This is a genomic window from Pseudoalteromonas sp. 1CM17D (assembly GCF_023161805.1).
GTDB classification, from domain to species: domain Bacteria; phylum Pseudomonadota; class Gammaproteobacteria; order Enterobacterales; family Alteromonadaceae; genus Pseudoalteromonas; species Pseudoalteromonas atlantica.
In genome coordinates, this window is the sequence record NZ_JALNTP010000005.1 from 228,084 (window position 1) to 246,625 (window position 18,542).

Sequence of the window (18,542 nt, forward strand, 5' to 3'; positions counted from 1 at the left end):
GTGTTTTGGTATTCCATAGGTTGTTTACCCCACCAGCGGCATCGGATATGCGTGTAAGTATAAATGATAAAAAAATCGTAGCACTACCAAACAATACTTTTTCTTACATAAAATTACCGGCGGGTAACTATGATTTAAAAATTAGCTGGAGCCCACTCACAGGGGGATGGAGTAATACAAAACAGCTAATAATTGCACCTAATCAAACTAAATTTTTACAATTAAATAGCAGTGTTTATACGGCAATAGGTGTTGAACTTGGTTCGAGTAAACACGATCCATCTAACAAAGAGTCCGCAGAGGCCTTGCTAAGACAGTGCTGTAAATATGTACAAGCTACCAAACTCTAATAACTAGCTTTTTTATTATTACCTAGCTTATTTTAACCAGCTATTTTAAGCCGTAAAATTGTTGCGTTGAGATTGTAAAATTACTTCTTTTAATTAAATTAGGCTGTTGGAGCTATTCTACAGCCTAATTATATTACTAAAGGATTATTGTGAAATACTCTAGGATTTTACTCTTTTTAGTAGGCTTGTATTTATTACTAATTGCTTTATCAACAATAGCAACAAAGATTGTTGGCTTTGATGAGGTGACTCAAAGCACATCATACATTTATACTCATTACGTCCTCGGGTTTGGAACCTCTTTAATTGTTTATTGCTATTTAGGCTATAAGCAAACAGTGAGGCCTTATAAATACGCCTTTTTAGTTGCGGCTGTTTATTGGTTTATTAACTTAAGTGTCGGTGCCTTACTATCTATTTTGCTAGAAATATCAATGGAGCCTTTAATATATTTGATTCCAGCTTTGCTGCATGTAATTGCTGTTTTATTAGGGACGCTACTTGGTATTCAATTACGTAGTAAAAAATTTAGCGTAATAAAAAAATGAAAAGCAGAACCTAAACAGCTGGTTTGTCTCCTGTATAACTAATTTATGCCAACTACTTATTATTTAGTAATGCATTTTATATTCCTCCATCATCATTATTTAAGGATGACTAATGAATAACACAAAAGTGGTTTTAATAACGGGCGGAGGTCGAGGTATTGGTGCTGCTACATCTAAATTATTTGCATCAAAAGGGTATGCGGTTTGTATCAATTACAAGTCTAATCTAGCTTCTGCCGAAGCTGTCGCAAGCGATATTAGGGCTGCAGGTAATCGTTGTATTACAGTCCAAGCAGATGTTTCGGTTGAGAAAGATGTGCTGAGACTGTTTAAAAAAATTGATGCAGAGCTAGGCCCGTTATCAGTACTTGTTAATAACGCTGGTATTTTACGTAAGCAGTCGCGTTTGGAGGATTTAACAGCTGAAAGAATTAATACTATTTTAGCAAATAACGTGACTAGTTACTTCTTGTGCTGTAGAGAGGCCATAAAGCGTATGTCTACACGCCATAGCGGAAACGGTGGGGTTATTGTAAATGTTTCATCGGGGGCATCTCGTTCAGGTTCACCGAATGAATATATTGATTATGCTGCCTCAAAAGGGGCTATAGATACACTCACTAAAGGTTTATCACTAGAGGTTGCTTGTGAAGGAATTAGAGTTAATTGTGTGCGTCCTGGGCTAATTAATACGCAAATGCACGCTGATGGTGGTGAACCTGAAAGAGTAGAAAGGTTAAAGGAGCTTATTCCTCTGAAGCGCGGAGGTGAACCTGAGGAGGTGGCCGAAGCTATTTTTTGGCTTTCATCAGCAAAGTCATCGTTCTCGACAGGGAATTTTTTAGACTTATGTGGTGGCCTTTAATACATAGCAAACCAATATAAGGGCAATTCCTCACGCTTAACACTTTTAAGTGGGTGTTATAAGTTAAAAAAGGATTGAATATGCTACTCGACTTCTCAGTTTTTGTTGAGAAGCCTGCATTAATCAGGTATTTATACTAAGCGTAGCAGCGACGCACAGATCAGTATTTCGATTTTAAAGTACTAACAGGCTTTAACTAAGTAAAAGCTATATCAGCCGCATTTATTTAATACAGCTATTCAAACGCAACTATTCAAACGCAACTATTCAAACACAATCTCCCCTAAACACAAGTATTCAAACACAATCTCCCCTAAACACAGCTAAGCATAAAAGCTTCGCCAAATAACGTTATTTTAGTAAACGCGAGTTCATATTGCGGTGTGTAATATCTTTACAAGCATTTTAAGTTAGGCGTTCGTAATGGGCGCTTATTTTTAGACTCATTTTACTAGAGATACTTTTTATGAAGTTAAAGTTATTTATTGCCGCTATTATTGCCTCCTCTGTGTCGTTACACGCGGCGCAAGCACAAGCAAGTGCTAAGTTTACTTTTGAAGATTTAAAAGCAATGGCAAAAGCCTCTGCCAAAAAGCCTTATACGCCTGTGGAAGTGCCAGCACCTGAGCTTATTGATAAAATTACCTATGACGAACATTGGAAAATACGCTTTAAAGAAGATGAAACCCTCTACCCAAATGGCAAAAAGGCACCGGTGCAATTATTTTACCCTGGGCGGTATTTTCCTGAACCGGTAAGTATTTTCATCAGAGATGATAAAAACAACGTTAAAGAACTGCCTTTTAGTAATGCGCTTTTTGATATGCCTGACGATAGCCCTGCCCACGACCTGCCAGAAGGGTTTGGGTTTGCAGGCTTTAGAATTATGCGCCCCGATATAAAACCAGATTGGATATCGTTTTTGGGGGCGTCTTATTTTAGAACTGATGGCCCTCAGGGGCAATATGGGTTGTCGGCTCGTGGTATTGCAATTAATACCGGTATGAGTGAGCCAGAAGAATTTCCACGCTTTTCGGCATTTTGGTTAGGCCCTGCAGAAAATAAAGGTGAGAGCATGTCTGTGTGGGCATTGCTTGAGGGGCCCTCTGTTACAGGTGCTTATCGGTTTGGTTTAAGTAAAGACAACAAAGAGGCCAAAGGGCATGTTACTTCTGTAAGTGCTAATTTGTATATGCGCGCCGATGTAGAGCGCTTAGGTATAGCGCCGCTAACCAGCATGTACTGGTACTCAGAAAAAGATAAAACGGTAGCGAAAGACTGGCGCCCAGAAATTCACGACAGCGATGGCTTAGCTATTCATACTGGGTCGGGCCAGTATATTTGGCGACCGTTAAATAATCCGCAGTCGGTGTCGACCAATAGCTTTATTGATGAAAACCCTAAAGGCTTTGGCTTAATCCAAAGGGATCGTGACTTTAATAACTACCAAGACGACGGCGTGTTTTACAATAAGCGTTCATCAGCGTGGATAAAGCCTACGGGCGATTGGGGGAGAGGCGCTGTGCAGCTAATCGAAATCCCAACTAAAGATGAAACGTTTGATAACATTGTTGCCTATTGGGTGCCTGAAAAAGAGGTACGTAAAGGCGATGAGTTTACCTTTTCTTATGATATTGAGTGGCGTCCACTCGATCCAAAATCAAAAAACCTAGCAAGTGTTGTTAATACTCGCCAAGGACAGGGCGGAATTCCTGGCCAGCCTATTCCTGAGGGCGTAAACAAAATGGTGATTGATTTTGAAGGCCCAGTATTTAAAGGCCTAGATAGAGAAAGTGGCATAAAGCCTATTGTTGAAGCCAGTAACGGCGAAATACTTGAGCCAATTGGTGCTTACCCAATAGTGGGGACCAACCAATGGCGATTAGCGTTTGACTACAAACAGAGCAATAACGACCCCGTAAGTATACGCGCGTATTTGGTTGATAGAAACGAAGAGGCGATAACCGAAACATGGGTAAGTGATGCAAAAGTAACGATTGAGTAACTAAGCTAAGGTTTAACAGGCTTAAGTAAAACAAATGGCTATATAGTTGTGCGGTATATAGCCATTAACATTCAAACCTTAGTAAGTATGTTGAATGGCGAAATAGACGAGAGATTACTTTCGATGCTTAAGTTTAGTCCAGCCAATTTTGATAATTACTACAGCAGAAATTATTAGCATTATTGAAAAAGTTTGTTGACCAAAAGCTTGAAAAACAAGCCATGCTGCAATAGTTATTAGTATGCAACCTATTAAAAATAAAATGTTTTTTAACATCCTATGGTCTCCATTCCCAAAATATCAAAGTATACGTATTCGTTTTTTATTAAGCTAATTATGAATGCTTATTATTAGGTCGAAGCGCGCTAATTAACAAATGTATGGCTGCATACACTTTTGGTTTATTTAATTATAACCCAGCCTAGTGTGATACTTATTTCGTAAGGCTATTTTAGTCGCTTGTATACCCACTGCTTTCTTAATTTACCTTGATAAACCCTAATTTATAGTTAAAATGGCCGGCTTATTTAACGAATGTGCCTACTTTATTACTGACATAGTAATAAAAGCTGCATTAATAGATGTAAATACTAAGCGTGCAATTTAAGGCGTGTTATTTACCTCGTTTTATACCAATCCTCAAAACAGGTTACTTAATTAAGCGAATTGGTATTTGTAAATTTACGTTAGGACGAAAATTGGTTTGATCTCATTGAACGACGATTTAATTGTAGGTAAAGGGGCGCATAGAACGTGTTACAGGCACCCTGAGGCACATAATTTATGTATAAAAGTAAGCCATGAAGGGTTTTCGCAGGAGCAAGACCAAGAGCTGGCTTATTATAAGCGACTTAGTAACCGAAATATTCAGTGGCAGTTGTTAGCGCGATACCATGGTACGGTACACACCAATATTGGCACAGGGTATGTGTTTGATTTAGTGATTGATGCAAATAATCAGCCGGCTAAAACGCTGGAATATTATTTAAATCAGCCAAATAGTGAAGCATTAGCTGAGCCACTATTAAATTTAAAAGATTATTTATTACACAATTTAGTGATCACCAAAGAAATAAAACCACGCAATATAGCGTGTGTTAATAATAACGGCACCATTGAGCGGTGTGTTGTTGTTGATGATATTGGTAATACTGAGTTTTTTCCTATTAGTAATTACGTGAGCTCATCGGCTAAGCGTAAAATAAATAGAAAATGGCAGCGCTTTGAAGCGAGTTTAAATGAGCTTGGTTTAAGCCTTAATTAAGTTTTAAACACCGACTTTAAATACTGGCTTTAATTAATAACCACAGCCTCGTTTAATACGCAGGGCTAAGCTAACAGCACATAACCTACCCTGCGCTTAATAACCGTTAGTTACTTTTCTAACTCTTTTACATACAGCATGAGTGCGCTGTACATTACGCTAAGGGCTTTTGTTACATCCTCATCAATAACAGCTTCTGCGGGGTGATGGCTTATCCCGCCTGGGCTGCGTATAAATAGCATGCCCACAGGGCAAATAGGGGCAATAGCCATGGCATCGTGCCCAGCGCCAGAGGCAAGTGAAGGCGAGGCTTGGTTATTCAATTTACAGGCACTGCTAAACAATTGCTGAATTTGAGTGTCGCACGCTACGGCGTCGGCCGCATGTGTCCATTGCCAATCAAGCGTTAAATTACGCGATGTTGCAATTTGATCGGCGCGGGTATGTATTGCATTAAGTAATACTGCTAGGTCGGCATCATTTTGTGCGCGTGCATCTAGGCTTATAGTCGTTTTACCGGCAATAACATTTGTAGCGCCTGGGCGAGCATGAATTTGCCCTACGGTGGCTACTTCACCATTACTCGCGTTTTTTGCTAGCTGCTCTATGGCAAGGGTAAGCTCGGCGCAGCCAACTAACGAATCTTGGCGTAAGTTCATTGGTGTAGTGCCTGCATGGCCGCTTTGGCCTGTTAGGGTGATCATAGCGCGTTTGGCGCCAGCAATAGCGGTTACTACGCCTAGCGCCTGGTTTACCGATTCAAGCACTGGGCCTTGCTCTATGTGGGTTTCCCAATAACCGAGTAATTCGTTTTTGTTAAGGGCGGCTTTAGCGTAATCATCAGGGGTTAGGCCAAAATCAAGCATGGCTTGGCGCATACTAATGCCGTTTGTATCTTGTATATTTAACCACTGGGGGTCAAACTCGTTCGCCAGTGCTTTTGAGCCAATTAACGTGGTGGCAAAGCGAGTGCCTTCTTCATCACAAAAGCCCACTACATCTAAATGAAATGGTAAATCAAGCTTAAGCGTGTGTGCAAGGGCGGCTACTTCAATACCTAGTAATACCCCTAAAATACCATCAAATGCACCGGCGTTTGGTACGGTGTCTAGGTGTGAGCCAATAATTAAACGTTTAGCGTTTGGGTTAGATGATGCTAAGCGCCCCCATAAATTGCCGACTTCGTCTTGCCACGATTGCATGCCCGCCTCAGCCATCCACGTTGCAGTTACACGGTTACACTCTTTGTGCTCTTTAGATAAATACACACGGTGAATGCCACCTTGCATTTGCGATAGGCCACTGAGCGTTTTACAGCGCAATAACGCGCGCGCGGCAAATTTATTAGCCAGCTCACTGTTTAATAATGGCTCATGGAGGGGGCTTGCAATCGTCATGCTAAATCCTTTTTTTATTTATAATGGGCTAGGGCGGCAATAGCGGCTTCGCCTTTAGGGCCTTTATAGCCGTTGGCGTGTAAGCAGGCATCTAGGCTTGCCAATGTTTGTAATACGGCATCTTTACGGGCGTTGTAACCCATGGTGCCAATACGCCAAATTTTGCCATGCAGCGGGCCAAACGAGGTGCCTATTTCAATACCAAAGTCGGTTAGCATTTGTCCGCGTACGTGGTCAGCATTAATGCCCTCGGGTATATAAACACCCACTACGTTGTTCATTTTATGGTTTAAGTCGCCAAATACGTTTAAGCCCAGCGCTTGAATACCCGTTAGCATGGCATCGCCGTGTAACTTGTGGCGGGCAACGCAGTTATCTACGCCTTCTTCAATAACAATGCGAGCACATTCTGATGCGCAATACAGCATGCTGGTGGCTTCGGTGTGGTGGTTAAGGCGCTCTTCGCCCCAGTAATTCATGATCATGCCTAAATCAAAATAGTTTGAGCGTACAAATGGCTCGGTGCCGTCGGTATGCTGCGCGGTACGAATACCCGCTTCTACTTTTTTGCGTTTTTGGATCCAATCGGCGCATTTATCGCTCAGTGTTAAAGGGGCAGAGCCAGACGGGCCACCTAAACATTTTTGCAAACCAACCGAAAGCGCATCGAGTTTCCACTCATCGGCGGGTAAATCGTTACCTACAATCGATGCGGTGGCATCGCAGTAAAATAATACGTCGTGTTTTTGGCAAATATCGCCAATGTGTTCAAGGGGTTGGTTCATGGTTGTAGAGGTATCGCCCTGTACCATAGCAAGTACATGGGGTTTTACATCAACAATGGCTTTTTCTATTTGTTCGGGGGTAAATACCTCGCCCCACGGAACTTCTATGGTGTGTACTTTTGCGCCTACGCGCTCGGCTATTTCAGCAAGCAAGTGGCCAAAGCGGCCCATAATGGGCACCAGTACTTTATCGCCTGGGCGTAAAATAGAGCATAAAACGGCTTCTATGCCTGCGCGCGATGTACCATCAACTAACATGGTCCATTCGTTTTTGGTTTTAAAAATTTCGCGATAGCGGGCCATGGTTTCGTTCATAAAACCGGTCATTACTGGGTCGTATTGGCCAATTAGCTGCGCCGACATAGCACGTAGCACGCGTGGATCTGCGTTTATTGGGCCTGGGCCCATGAGTAATCGCTGTGGCGGATTTAAAGTTTGAATTTGCGTGTCGCTAAACATGTTTTAGGCTCCCAGAGTCTGAATAAGCATACGAATGCCCGTTATCATTAATACAACGGCAAAGGCGCGTTTTAATTGTTTTTGATCTAGCTTGCTACCAATTTTTACGCCAATAGGGGCAAACAAAATAGTAAGCGGAATAATAAGTATAAAAGCAGGTAGGTTTACAAGGCCCCACGTGCCAAGCGGCGCATCGGTGGGTGTAGTACCAATACTTAATAAAGTAATAACGCCCGGTAACGCGATTAATAAGCCAAATACAGCAGCGGTGCCAACGGCAACATGAGCACGTACATTAAACGCGTTTAGTATGGGTACGCCAATAGTACCGCCACCTATGCCAATCATTACCGATAAACCACCGACAATACTTGCCATAATGCCTTGGCCAAATTTACCTGGTAAATTACTAACTAGGGCAGGCGCGCCGGCTCTAAATAACATGTTTAAACTTACTAAAATGGCAATACAGGCAAACATAAGTACCAACGCATTACCGCGTATAGAATGAGCTAAGTAGCTACATATCACGGCCATTACCAAAATAAACGGGGCCCAGTATTTAATTAAAGCAAGGTCGATATTGCCCTTGGCATGGTGCGAGCGAATCGACGAAATAGAAGTAGGCACTATGGTGGCAAGCGATGTCGCTGTGGCTATCATCATGGCCGACTCAGGGCTTACGCCAAAGCCTTGCAGTAAAAAGTACAGCACAGGCACAATTACTATGCCGCCGCCTACACCAAATAGGCCTGCTAAAATACCTGCAAAAATACCGGTTGCTATTAAGGCCGCTATAATTGGCCATTGATTTATTATTTCTGTCATTGTGTTCCTGCTGTAGTTACTGTTGCGCGACCATCTGAACGAGGATCGGTGGCTGCTTCAAGGCTGGTAGGCGTATCTAAAATGGCACCTGCATGACCCATCATTTCATTGTTATTATCAACGCTTACCCAGTCGTGGTCACGTTGATTTAATTCATGTTTAACTTGAATTACTAAGCTTTGCTCTACCTTTAAATTTGTGCTTGTATCGCCCCAGGTGCGCCCTAATAACCAACGCGGATCGCTTACTGCTTGGGTAATTGATTTATTACGCCATGCGTAACCACTAAATACAGCAGCTTGTGTTTGTGGTTGGCCTTCGCCGCCCATGGTGCCGTAGGCAAGGCGCCTACCATCGTCAAATTTTGCTAAAGCAGGGTTGAGTGTATGAGCCGGTTTTTTATGCGCTTTTAAGGCATTGGCATCGTTGCTATTTAAACTAAAACTTAAACCGCGGTTATTCCACACAAAGCCGCCTTCGCTCATCAAAATGCCGCTGCCAAATTCCCAGTAAACACTTTGAATAAAGCTTACTAGTTGGCCGTTTTTATCCCGTGCGGCCATCCAAACGGTATCGCCTGGCTCTGCATTAAATGGCCATTGCTTGGCTTGGCTCATATCTATATTGCTGGCAAGCGCATTTAAGCGCTCATCATTTAGTGCGTTTTTATAATCATCGCCAAGCGCGTCTGGGTCGGCCCAAAGTGTAGGGCGGTGAGTAAAGCTTTGTTTGGTTGCCTCAACAATTAAGTGCATCCAATCAGCCTCTGTTTTAGCTAAATGTTTTAGTTTATTAACAGCGCCAATTATTTGCAGAGAATGCACGCCTTGCGTGGGGGCGGGTAAGTTATAACACTGTATTCCCGATAAATTAGCACTGAGCGGCGTTACTAAATCGGCCTGGGTATTGGCAATATCAGCGCGTGTAATTGTACTGCCTGCGGCAGCTAAATCGTTTGCAAACGACTCTGCTAAAGGGCCTTGGTAAAAGGCGTTTAAGCCATGCTCGGCTAAGTGCTCAAAGGTACTGGCAAGTTTTGGGTTTTTAAAATGTTGGCCCGCTTGCAACGGTTTACCATTAGGTATGTAAAGTTCTTTAAAGGCAGCGTTAGTGTTTGAAGCGGTGGCAAGCTTTTCGCAGCCTGCTTGCAAGCTTTTAGATACTGTAAAGCCTTCGCGCGCGAGCTTTATGGCTGGGGCTAAAATAGTACTTAGCGAAAGAGCTGCGTGCTCATCTACCGCAAGGGCTTTTTGCCAGCCGCGAAGTGTTGCAGCCTGAGTAAGCGCGCTTAAACCGCCGCGCTCTGGTATGTGTGGCTCATTGCTGTAGGCGCTTATATCGTTTGGAGCGCGCCCGCAGGCATCAATGGCAGTGGGTATACTTTGGTTTGGGTTATCAATAAGCCAAAAACTGTCGCCGCCAATTGAGTTCATATGCGGATATACCACGCTAATCGCAGCCGCTGCCGCTACCATGGCTTCGGTGGCTGTACCGCCTTGTTTTAGTATTAAGGTGCCTGCCTCGGTTGCTGCAAAATGCGGGGCAGTAAAGGCAATGTTGTGTGTGCTCATGCAAGTGTGTCCTGTTTAAAGTGGGCAGCTAATTGTTGTACGCAGGCAAGTAGGCTTTTATCGTTGCCGTGGCTCATCATTAATGAAAACCCATACGGGTGGCCATTTTCTAAATTAGCCAATGGTAAGTGTACTTGCGCCGAGCGGCTCAAGCCCGCAATGGCCGATAAGGTAATTATTTGCATACGTAAGGCGCTTGTGTCGGCGCCCAATTTAGGTGCAGTTGTGGGTGTGGTTGGCAAAAATAAACAGCTGTTTGTGTTTAGGTTTTTAGCGATTAGTGTTTGCCACTGGGTTTGTACATTTAGTGCTTCTTGCTCTTCTTGGGCGGTTAGGGCAAGCGCCATGTTAAAACGTGCCGCAATTGCCGGAGCAAACTGGGGAAGTTGCCCTGGCAATTGAAGCCAATCTTTATGCGTTTTTGCGATTGCTCGCCCTTGCAGTATTCTAAAGCTGTCAGCCAGTTCGCTTAATAAGCTGCTGTTAGGCAGTTCAAATTCTTTATGGTGTTTAAAATAAGGTTTGGTTTTTTCAAGCAATTGTTTAAGTGGGGCTTGTAAAACAGGGTCAACCAGCTCAAATAATGGCTCGCAATTAACTAAAGTATCAACGTTATTAATAGCTTGATTTGGTAACAGTACATTGCCTACATCGCTTAGCAGCTCTGCATTTTGCGTAAGCCAGCCAATGGTATCAAATTGAGGCGCTAGCGGTATTAGGCCATCTTTTTCAATTACGTTATGGCTTGGCCTTATACCAAATAAGCCACAATAACTTGCCGGTATCCTTATAGAGCCACCAGTATCAGTGCCTAAGCCAATATCGGCTAGTTTAGCCGCCACAGCTGCTGCCGAGCCCATGCTTGAGCCGCCACTTGCATGGCCTTTAAGTTTTGGGTTTTGTGCTGCACCATAGTGAATGTTATTGCCCTCTAAGCTGTAGGCCAGCTCATCGGTATGGGTAAAGCCTGTGAAGCGACAACCCTCATTCATTAGTTTGTTTACGGCACTTGCTGTTTGCTGTGCAGGTTTTGCTGCTTTAAACCAGCTTGGGTTACCTGCGCTGTTGCGCTCGCCTTTAACAGCAAATACATCTTTTACCGCAAGGCGTTTATTTACAAGTGTGCCGTGGGTTTGTGTTTGCCATGCGTTAGGGCCATGGTCACAAAAAATACCGGTAAAATTATTATGTGTTTTGGTACTCATATCACCACTCGTAATAAAGTAAATCTGACCAACTGGTTATAATCAGATTTAGAGTGATTAAAAAGACGAATTAGTTATTATTATTTTTCAGCCCACTGCGTAACATCTTATTTTTATTTTACAGAGCCTGATCCGCTTTTTAATCGGTTAGCTATTATATTGCCTAAAAGCTAAGCAAAAGCAATGCCAAATGCAATAAAGTTGTCCGCTCGGTCAGGTTTTATTTGGTTTGTATAGGGTTTAGCAGATATTTATAAAAATATAAGTATTAAAGAAGGCGTAATTTAGAGGTGAAAACACACCAAGTTGGTGCGTGATTGCACCAACTTGGTTGCAAATATGGCGTTTATAGTAATGCGTTAGGGCTAATAATTAAGCCATTTACATCGGCGTATAGCCAATCGTTAGGGTTAATTGTGGTACTAAGCATGGTCACTGTTTGGTTTTTATCTCCAAAGCCACGCTTTAATGTACTGCGCGGGGTTGAGCCCAGTGCCATAACCGGTAAATCCATTGTGGCAAGTATTTCAATGTCGCGGCAACAGCCGTTAATAATCACGCCTTCCCAGCCGTTTTTTAACGCGCGCTCCGCCATAATATCGCCTATAAAAGCAAAGCGTTTGCTAGCAAAGCCGTCAATAACCAGTACTTTACCCTTGCCGTTTTCATGCAGTATGTCGGCGGCAAACGAGTTATCGTCTGGGCAGGTAACGGTAACTGCTTGGCCACTAAACGTGGTTTTTTTTCCAAAGTGGCGCAGGCCGCTGTCGGCGACTTGTACGCTATTGCGGTGATCGTCAAATAAGTCTGGGGTGGTAAAATTATCCATGGGTTAAGCCTCACTGTGCTCAGGTATTTTTAAACCAATACCTTTTAAAATTATGTGGGCAGTTGATTGCGTTATTTGTGCCACATCGGTTTCGTCGTATTCTAATTTGTTCATTACCAGTAGCACTTCGGCCTGAAAATCGGCGTAGTACTGCGTAGTTGACCAAATGGTAAATAATAAATGGTAAGGGTCAACATTATCCATTTTGTTTGCATCTATCCAGGCCTGAAACACGTCTACCTTTTGTTTTACCCACGGGCGTGTGTTGGTTCTAAAGTAGTTTTGCAAATAAGGAGCGCCGCGCAGTATTTCACTGGCAAATAAACGTGATTGCAGCGGCTGATTTATGGCAAGTATGACTTTGCTTTTAATATAGTGATACAGCACATGTGCAGGGTCGTCCTCAGGGGTTACGTTATCTAAGCCTAAGTTCCAGTGTGCAATAATGCGGTCTATTACGTTTTCGTATAGGCCGTCTTTGCTTTTAAAATAATATAAAATATTGGCCTTAGGAACGCCTGCTTCTTTGGCAACCATACTCATACTGGTGCCATCGTAACCAAGCTGAGAAAACAATTGCTCGGCGGCATCGAGTATTAATGTTTGGTTTTTTACTCGGGTGAGTTCTTTTTTATTTGGCTTTGTTTGTGTGCTCATTATGGCGATGCTGTTTTTAACGTGTTGAATGATTGTAACTTTACTGACCAAAAGGTCAAACACTTAAGTGCAGGCCAAAAACATCTTTATAACAATAAATGATGAGCAACAATTGTTTAACCCATTAATTACTGTTAGCGTAACGTCAAACGTAAGTAGTACTTTTAGGTTGTTAATGGACTTTTTTTCTAATCATAAATACACGCTTTATGGCATTGCCGCTATTTTATTATGGAGTTGTTTAGTGGCTCTGCTCAGGGATGTTTCGGAGTTATTTGGCCCCATAGGTGGGGCGGCACTTATGTACAGTGTAAGCGCGCTGTTTTTAATTTTGGTAATGGGGCGGCCCAAGTTTGCTGGGTTTAATAAGCGTTATATTATTTTGGGCACTGCTTTATTTGCACTTTACGAGGTGTGTTTAGCGCTGTTTGTAGGGCTTGCTAATAATCGCCACCAAGCGGTAGAAATGGCAGTTATAAATTATTTATGGCCCACACTTACCATTTTGCTCAGTATTCTAGTTAACCGTAGTAAAGTAAGTGTTTGGATTTACCCCGGTATGCTACTCGCTTTTTTTGGTGTGGCTTGGTGCGTTGGTGGCGATAGTGGGTTATCACTTAATAGTATTATGGGCAATTTTGCCAGTAACCCAACGGCCTACTTGTTGGCGTTTGTAGCACCTTTTATTTGGTCTGTTTACTGTGTAATTACTCAAAAAAATAGCAATGGGCAAAATGCCATTGTGCTGTTTTTTATCGCCACAGCACTAAGCTTATGGGTGTTGTATGGATTAAGTGACGAGCCAAAAATGACCTTTACACTGCACGCGACCGTAACGCTTGTGTTAGCTGGTGTGGTTGTTGGCAGCGGGTATGCTCTTTGGAACCAAGCTATTATTGGCGGTAACTTAATGTTGCTTGGTACGCTTTCGTATTTTACGCCGGTTTTTTCGGCGATTATTTCGGCGCTTTATTTGTCTATTACCCTTAGTGCCACATTTTGGCAAGGAGTAATAATGGTAACTGGCGGCTCACTCGTGTGCTATTTGGTAACGCGTGAGAAACCAGTTAAAAAGCAAATTAACGCCGTAAATTAACGGTGTAAACGCATCCTTTTTAACTGTGTTTGTTTAGCCAGTTAAGCGCAAGTGGCCATAATCCGTCAGATTTTTTGCTAAAAAATTTCATATGGCCAATTTCCTTCAAACCATAGTCGTGTGGGTTTAAGGTTAGGGTTTGTGCTTTTAACTTAGGAAAAACCGAGAGCATATCGGCAACATTTGCATTGTTAGCAATATCGTCATCGGTGGCATTAACCCATATTGAGGGCATAGAAAGCGTGTTGTAACAGTGTTGGAATACGGTATCACCAAATGCTGATTGCACATACCCTTGGGCGTTACACCATTTTCGCCATTGTTTAGCTACGCCTTTAGGTAGGGGCTCGCCCATGCCAAACCACTGCGATTTAGTATGACCAAACAAGGCATTACTAAAGGGTATAACCCCATTCATAAAAAAGTGCGCTTTAACCTGATACGCTAAGCTCATATTAGTTAATTTACCCGACGAGCAAGCAAAATTAAACGCGGAGCTTAGCTCGTTAGCGTTATGCATTAGCCCCACTAATTGCCCGCCGGCGCTATGACCCACTAGATGATACTGCGTATTAGGAAATACCCTTTGCAAATGCTCAAGCACCGCAGGCATGTCTTGCTCACCCCAACTTTGTAAACTGGCTTTGCTTTTTTTAATACTACGGTTAAGCGATTGGCCAATGCCACTGTTATCAAACGTAATAACGCCATAGCCATGTTGCTGTAAGTAAGTAGCAAAGTTTGCATAAAACTGCTGCTTTATACCGGTTGCAGGGGCAATCATCACCGCACCTTTAATAGGGCTGGTGGGTGTAAATACACGGGCGCTTAGGGTTTGCCTATTATTGCAGGTAATAGTGGTGTGCTCAAAGTGTGGTGCGGTCATTAGAATTATTATTTCCCATATAAAGTACACAGGTAAAAATAATAGCTGGTTAGACCAGTCTCGGCAAGAGGGGAGTGCGTTGTTTATACCAACCCCATTAAGTATGTGTTTTAAATTTTACGTCGAATAAACAATTCAGTCCTAGGCGTAAATTGATGTAAATGGTTGTTCCCTCGACGAAAATTACAACAAAAAAATGCGTTGATTTAGCAAGTAAAATAGATCAGCTATTTATTGGCGTTGGTATTAAACCACGCCCCAGATGAAATGGGGCGAGAGGAAGGTTTAAATAATTCAAGGGTACTACTTATTTTGCTAGAGCCTTGTTATTGGCTGCTAATGTAGCCTTATTGTCACTAACAATAACGGGCTAATGGGTATATTAAAAGTTGGTTAATTAGATTTACTGTTTACCTGTGCTAATAAGTCGAGCACTTTTTGTTGGCCAAATTTTTGTGCAAATTGCTCGGCTGTTTGACCGGCTTTGTTTTGATGTGCGTTGTCGCAATCAAGGCCTACAAGTGTTTTAGCTATACTAAATTCGCCTCTAAATATGGCGGCCATTAGGGCTGTGTTACCGCGGTTGTCTTCAAGGCAGGCATTAGCGCCTAATTGCAATAAGGTGTTTACCGTATTTTTATTGCCGTGGTAGGTGGCAATCATTAGCGCGGTGTAACCTTTGTTGTTGTAACTATTAATAGGAATGCCAGCATCTACAAATTGCGTTATTACGGCGGTGTCGTCGGTGCGTGCGGCTGCAAAGTAATAAGCAAGTAAGCTGTCGTATTGCGACTGGGTGGTGCTTTGTTCCGTTACAGGGCTTTGTGGCTCATTGGCAAAGCTTGAAAAGCTCATCACTAAAGTAAATATAATAAGTAATTTACGCATACTGTTTACCTTTTTAAAAAAGAGGAAAGCTAGGCTTTCCTCAATAACTTACAGGTTGGGTAAAATATTAAAGCTTAGCGGCTAGTTGCTTAACTTGTTTCATGTCGCCGTTTACAGCGTTAGTTAAGCGTGTACCGTATTCGCTATCTGCTTTGTAGAAGTGACTAAGCATTTTGTGCATAACTTTGCTGTCTTTCACTTTGCCTAAATCGCCGGCTAAGTTGTTAACTAAGTTAGTGCGCTCTTGCTTGCTAAAGCTGCGGTAAAGTACACCCGCTTGAGCAAAGTTTTGCTGCTTTTTAATTGCTGCTTGTTGTACGTAGCCTTTAAGCTCTGTGTTACTTCTGCGTGCAATTGGGTTTTCTGCAACGTTTTCGTGACTTGGTTGGTAGTTCACGTTACTTGTTGTATTACCGTAGTTCATTGCACCGTCTTGGTTGTAGTTAACCACTTCAACTTTTGCACGGTTAATTGGCAATTGCTGGTGGTTAGCACCTAAGCGGTACATTTGCGTATCGGCATAAGAGAAAACACGCCCTTGTAATAGTCTGTCTTCAGATGGCTCAATACCCGGAATTACATTTGCCGGTGCCATTGCAACTTGTTCTGTAGATTGGAAGAAGTTAGTTGGCATACGGTTTAGGGTCATGGTGCCTACTTTAGTTTCTTTAACGTCTAACCACATTTTTGTTGCATCTAATGGGTTGTAGTCAAAGTCATCTAACTGCGACGGATCAAGGGTTTTAATGTATAGATCCCACTTAGGGAAGTTGCCTTTACCAATCTCGCTGTATAGGTCGCGTGTTAAGTGTTGGAAGTCTTTACCTTGCACTTCGTTTACTTCTTTAGCATCAAGGTTGTCTATACCTTGTTGGCTTACCCAATGAAACTTAACGTATTTAACATCGCCTGACTTATTAATCATTTTGTAAGCATGTACGCCCCAGCCGTCCATTTTACGTAGGCTTGCTGGTGTACCGTAGTCGCTGTATACCCACGTTAACATGTGAGTAGAACCTGGCTCGTATGAGAAAAAGTCAAAAAAGCGGTTAGGATCTTGAATGTTATCTACCGGTGATGGCTTTAACGAGTGAACCATGTCTGGAAATTTAATCGCATCGCGAATAAAGAATACCGGTAAGTTGTTACCTACTAAATCCCAGTTACCTTGGTCGGTGTAAAACTTAGTAGCAAAACCACGTGGGTCACGCAGTGTTTCTGGGCTACCTTTTGAGTGAATTACTGATGAAAAACGTACAAATACGTCAGTTTCTTTGCCCGCTTCTGTAAACGGTGCAGCAATTGTTAAGTCATCTAATTCTTTAGACGCTACAAACACACCGTGTGCACCTGTACCACGCGCATGCACTACACGCTCAGGAATACGCTCACGTGCAAAACGCTGTAGCTTTTGAATTAGGTGTACGTCTTCAAGTAATACACTTCCGCGCTCACCTGCGGTAATAGAGTTTTGGTTGTCGCCAACAGCTGCGCCGTTGTCTTTAGTAAGGGTAGTTGCGGCACTTGCAGGTAATGCCATTGCTAAAGCTAATGCGCTTAGCGTTAACGTAGATTTATTATTAATCGTGTTTTTTTGAGTATTCATTGTCGACCTCATCTGTATAAAAGTGCCGGCAGTGTTGCTGGCTGTTTAACTGTTAACGAGTGTATTAACAAAAGTGAGTTCGGTAAAATTGATTGTTTAGATTGGAGTAATCACAAATTTAGATTGTTGTTTGCGTGCTGCCTTCTATTTTCTAAATAGCGGTTTTGTAATGTTCGACCTTAGTCGTAATTGCAATTTTGAAATCAATGAAAATACAGACAATTTCATATTTAATGAATAAATATTCACCACTGTGGTGCGTTTTTCACTAACAAGATGTTGACTTATTATAACAATAAAGAGAATATGCTCACTTGCTGGGCTTATGCTCAAGTTAAGGTTGCACCAAACTAGGTGCATAAAAAGGGGCAATATGAATACTAAAATAGAATTAGTTATTTTTGATTGTGATGGCGTTGTTATAGATAGCGAAATATTAAGCGCGCAAGTGTTAATAAACATGCTTGCAGAGATTGGCGTTAATATTGACCGAGCCTATGTACAACAATATTTTTTGGGCTGTAATTTTAAAACAGTCACCCAAAACTTATTCGATACCTTTAACGTGACCTTAGCTGAGAGCTTTGAAGCCGATTACCGAGAAGCATTATTAAACGAGTTCGAAACTGCATTAATGCCAACTAACGGGATTAAACACGTGCTAGAGCAATTATCTGTACCTTGTTGCATTGCAACAAGCAGTAGCCCTAAACGCACCGCTAAAGCGCTTAATGTGGTTAATTTATCGCAGCACTTTAATAAAGTATTTACCTCAAGTGAGGTAAAAAATGGTAAGCCCGCACCCGATTTATTTTTACATGCCGCTGAGCAAATGGGCGTAAAGCCACAAAATTGTTTAGTGATTGAAGATTCAAAAGCCGGCGTGTGCGCCGCACTTGCCGCCAATATGCAGGTTTTGCATTACAGCGGGGGTGGGCATATGCAAGATGCAGTGAACTTTGTTCACCAAGCTTACCCAGAGGTAGCGCATTTAACGCATTGGGATGACTTTTATAAGCAGTACCCAACATTACAAACACAGTAATAGAATATCAACGTTAAGCTTTATGACACTGACAAAGCTTAACGTAAAAATGCATTAATTATTAATTAGTTATAGTAGTAGCATTATAAAAAGGCACGGTGATTTACTCACTATTAATTTAAATAAAAAACACTTATTTAAATTAATAGTTAACCTGAACTTTGGTTAAGAGATTTACTAACATATTAAATCAAAAGTGATATCTATGTTTATTTTCTCTAGCCAGAGATTTACAGTGAAAACAAGGCGAAATTACGC

The 18,542-nt window shown here is 42.1% G+C and carries 17 protein-coding genes; 7 read left to right on the forward strand and 10 right to left on the reverse strand.

Annotated features, from left to right (window positions below; genetic code table 11):
• Positions 1–47 precede the first annotated feature (47 nt).
• The 5 genes from MSC25_RS11335 to MSC25_RS11355 all read left to right on the forward strand — a co-directional run bounded on the left by MSC25_RS11335 (position 48) and on the right by MSC25_RS11355 (position 5,032).
• Positions 48–350, forward strand: coding sequence for a hypothetical protein (locus tag MSC25_RS11335; protein WP_248443460.1), 303 nt, complete (start codon positions 48–50; stop codon positions 348–350).
• Between the two features lie 149 nt (positions 351–499).
• A complete protein-coding gene (locus tag MSC25_RS11340; RefSeq protein ID WP_248443461.1) occupies positions 500–898 on the forward strand; it encodes a hypothetical protein in 399 nt (132 codons plus the stop codon).
• A gap of 112 nt (positions 899–1,010) precedes the next feature.
• Entirely contained in the window at positions 1,011–1,763 is a 753-nt protein-coding gene (locus tag MSC25_RS11345; protein ID WP_248443462.1) for an SDR family oxidoreductase, read from the forward strand.
• 466 nt (positions 1,764–2,229) lie between these two features.
• Positions 2,230–3,768 carry a glucan biosynthesis protein gene (locus MSC25_RS11350; RefSeq protein WP_248443463.1) on the forward strand — a complete coding sequence of 513 codons (1,539 nt, stop codon included), beginning with the start codon at positions 2,230–2,232 and terminating at the stop codon, positions 3,766–3,768.
• 712 nt (positions 3,769–4,480) lie between these two features.
• The gene (locus MSC25_RS11355; RefSeq protein ID WP_064387085.1) at positions 4,481–5,032 is read left to right on the forward strand and encodes a YrbL family protein; all 552 of its coding nucleotides are present in this window, start codon (positions 4,481–4,483) and stop codon (positions 5,030–5,032) included.
• Positions 5,033–5,142: 110 nt separating this feature from the next.
• On the opposite strand, the gene MSC25_RS11360 is transcribed toward MSC25_RS11355, so the two are convergent.
• The 7 genes from MSC25_RS11360 to MSC25_RS11390 all read right to left on the reverse strand — a co-directional run bounded on the left by MSC25_RS11360 (position 5,143) and on the right by MSC25_RS11390 (position 12,763).
• Positions 5,143–6,429: an allantoate amidohydrolase gene (locus tag MSC25_RS11360; RefSeq protein WP_248443465.1), complete on the reverse strand. Its 1,287-nt coding sequence runs from the start codon at positions 6,427–6,429 to the stop codon at positions 5,143–5,145.
• 14 nt (positions 6,430–6,443) lie between these two features.
• Entirely contained in the window at positions 6,444–7,673 is a 1,230-nt protein-coding gene (locus MSC25_RS11365; protein WP_004587084.1) for an alanine--glyoxylate aminotransferase family protein, read from the reverse strand.
• Between the two features lie 3 nt (positions 7,674–7,676).
• Positions 7,677–8,501 carry a sulfite exporter TauE/SafE family protein gene (locus MSC25_RS11370; protein WP_248443466.1) on the reverse strand — a complete coding sequence of 275 codons (825 nt, stop codon included), beginning with the start codon at positions 8,499–8,501 and terminating at the stop codon, positions 7,677–7,679.
• On the reverse strand, positions 8,498–10,072 hold the full coding sequence (locus tag MSC25_RS11375; RefSeq protein WP_248443467.1) for a gamma-glutamyltransferase: 1,575 nt from the start codon (positions 10,070–10,072) through the stop codon (positions 8,498–8,500). The genes MSC25_RS11370 and MSC25_RS11375 overlap by 4 nt, the downstream gene beginning before the upstream one ends.
• Positions 10,069–11,277, reverse strand: a complete 1,209-nt coding sequence (locus tag MSC25_RS11380) for an amidase family protein (RefSeq protein WP_248443468.1) — start codon at positions 11,275–11,277, stop codon at positions 10,069–10,071. The genes MSC25_RS11375 and MSC25_RS11380 overlap by 4 nt, the downstream gene beginning before the upstream one ends.
• A gap of 346 nt (positions 11,278–11,623) precedes the next feature.
• Positions 11,624–12,106, reverse strand: coding sequence for a putative 4-hydroxy-4-methyl-2-oxoglutarate aldolase (locus tag MSC25_RS11385; RefSeq protein WP_054981718.1), 483 nt, complete (start codon positions 12,104–12,106; stop codon positions 11,624–11,626).
• A gap of 3 nt (positions 12,107–12,109) precedes the next feature.
• Positions 12,110–12,763, reverse strand: a complete 654-nt coding sequence (locus MSC25_RS11390) for a TetR/AcrR family transcriptional regulator (protein WP_248443469.1) — start codon at positions 12,761–12,763, stop codon at positions 12,110–12,112.
• Positions 12,764–12,938: 175 nt separating this feature from the next.
• Between MSC25_RS11390 and yddG the strand changes: the two genes are divergently transcribed.
• Positions 12,939–13,859: an aromatic amino acid DMT transporter YddG gene (gene yddG / locus MSC25_RS11395; RefSeq protein ID WP_248443492.1), complete on the forward strand. Its 921-nt coding sequence runs from the start codon at positions 12,939–12,941 to the stop codon at positions 13,857–13,859.
• Between the two features lie 19 nt (positions 13,860–13,878).
• On the opposite strand, the gene MSC25_RS11400 is transcribed toward yddG, so the two are convergent.
• The 3 genes from MSC25_RS11400 to MSC25_RS11410 form a co-directional block, all read right to left on the reverse strand.
• Entirely contained in the window at positions 13,879–14,745 is an 867-nt protein-coding gene (locus tag MSC25_RS11400; RefSeq protein WP_248443470.1) for an alpha/beta fold hydrolase, read from the reverse strand.
• A gap of 393 nt (positions 14,746–15,138) precedes the next feature.
• On the reverse strand, positions 15,139–15,633 hold the full coding sequence (locus MSC25_RS11405) for an ankyrin repeat domain-containing protein (protein ID WP_248443471.1): 495 nt from the start codon (positions 15,631–15,633) through the stop codon (positions 15,139–15,141).
• Between the two features lie 67 nt (positions 15,634–15,700).
• Positions 15,701–17,239, reverse strand: coding sequence for a catalase (locus MSC25_RS11410; protein ID WP_282448117.1), 1,539 nt, complete (start codon positions 17,237–17,239; stop codon positions 15,701–15,703).
• A 373-nt stretch (positions 17,240–17,612) separates the two neighbouring features.
• On the opposite strand from MSC25_RS11410, the gene MSC25_RS11415 reads away from it, so the two are divergent.
• Entirely contained in the window at positions 17,613–18,284 is a 672-nt protein-coding gene (locus MSC25_RS11415) for an HAD family hydrolase (RefSeq protein ID WP_029772306.1), read from the forward strand.
• Positions 18,285–18,542: the final 258 nt, after the last annotated feature.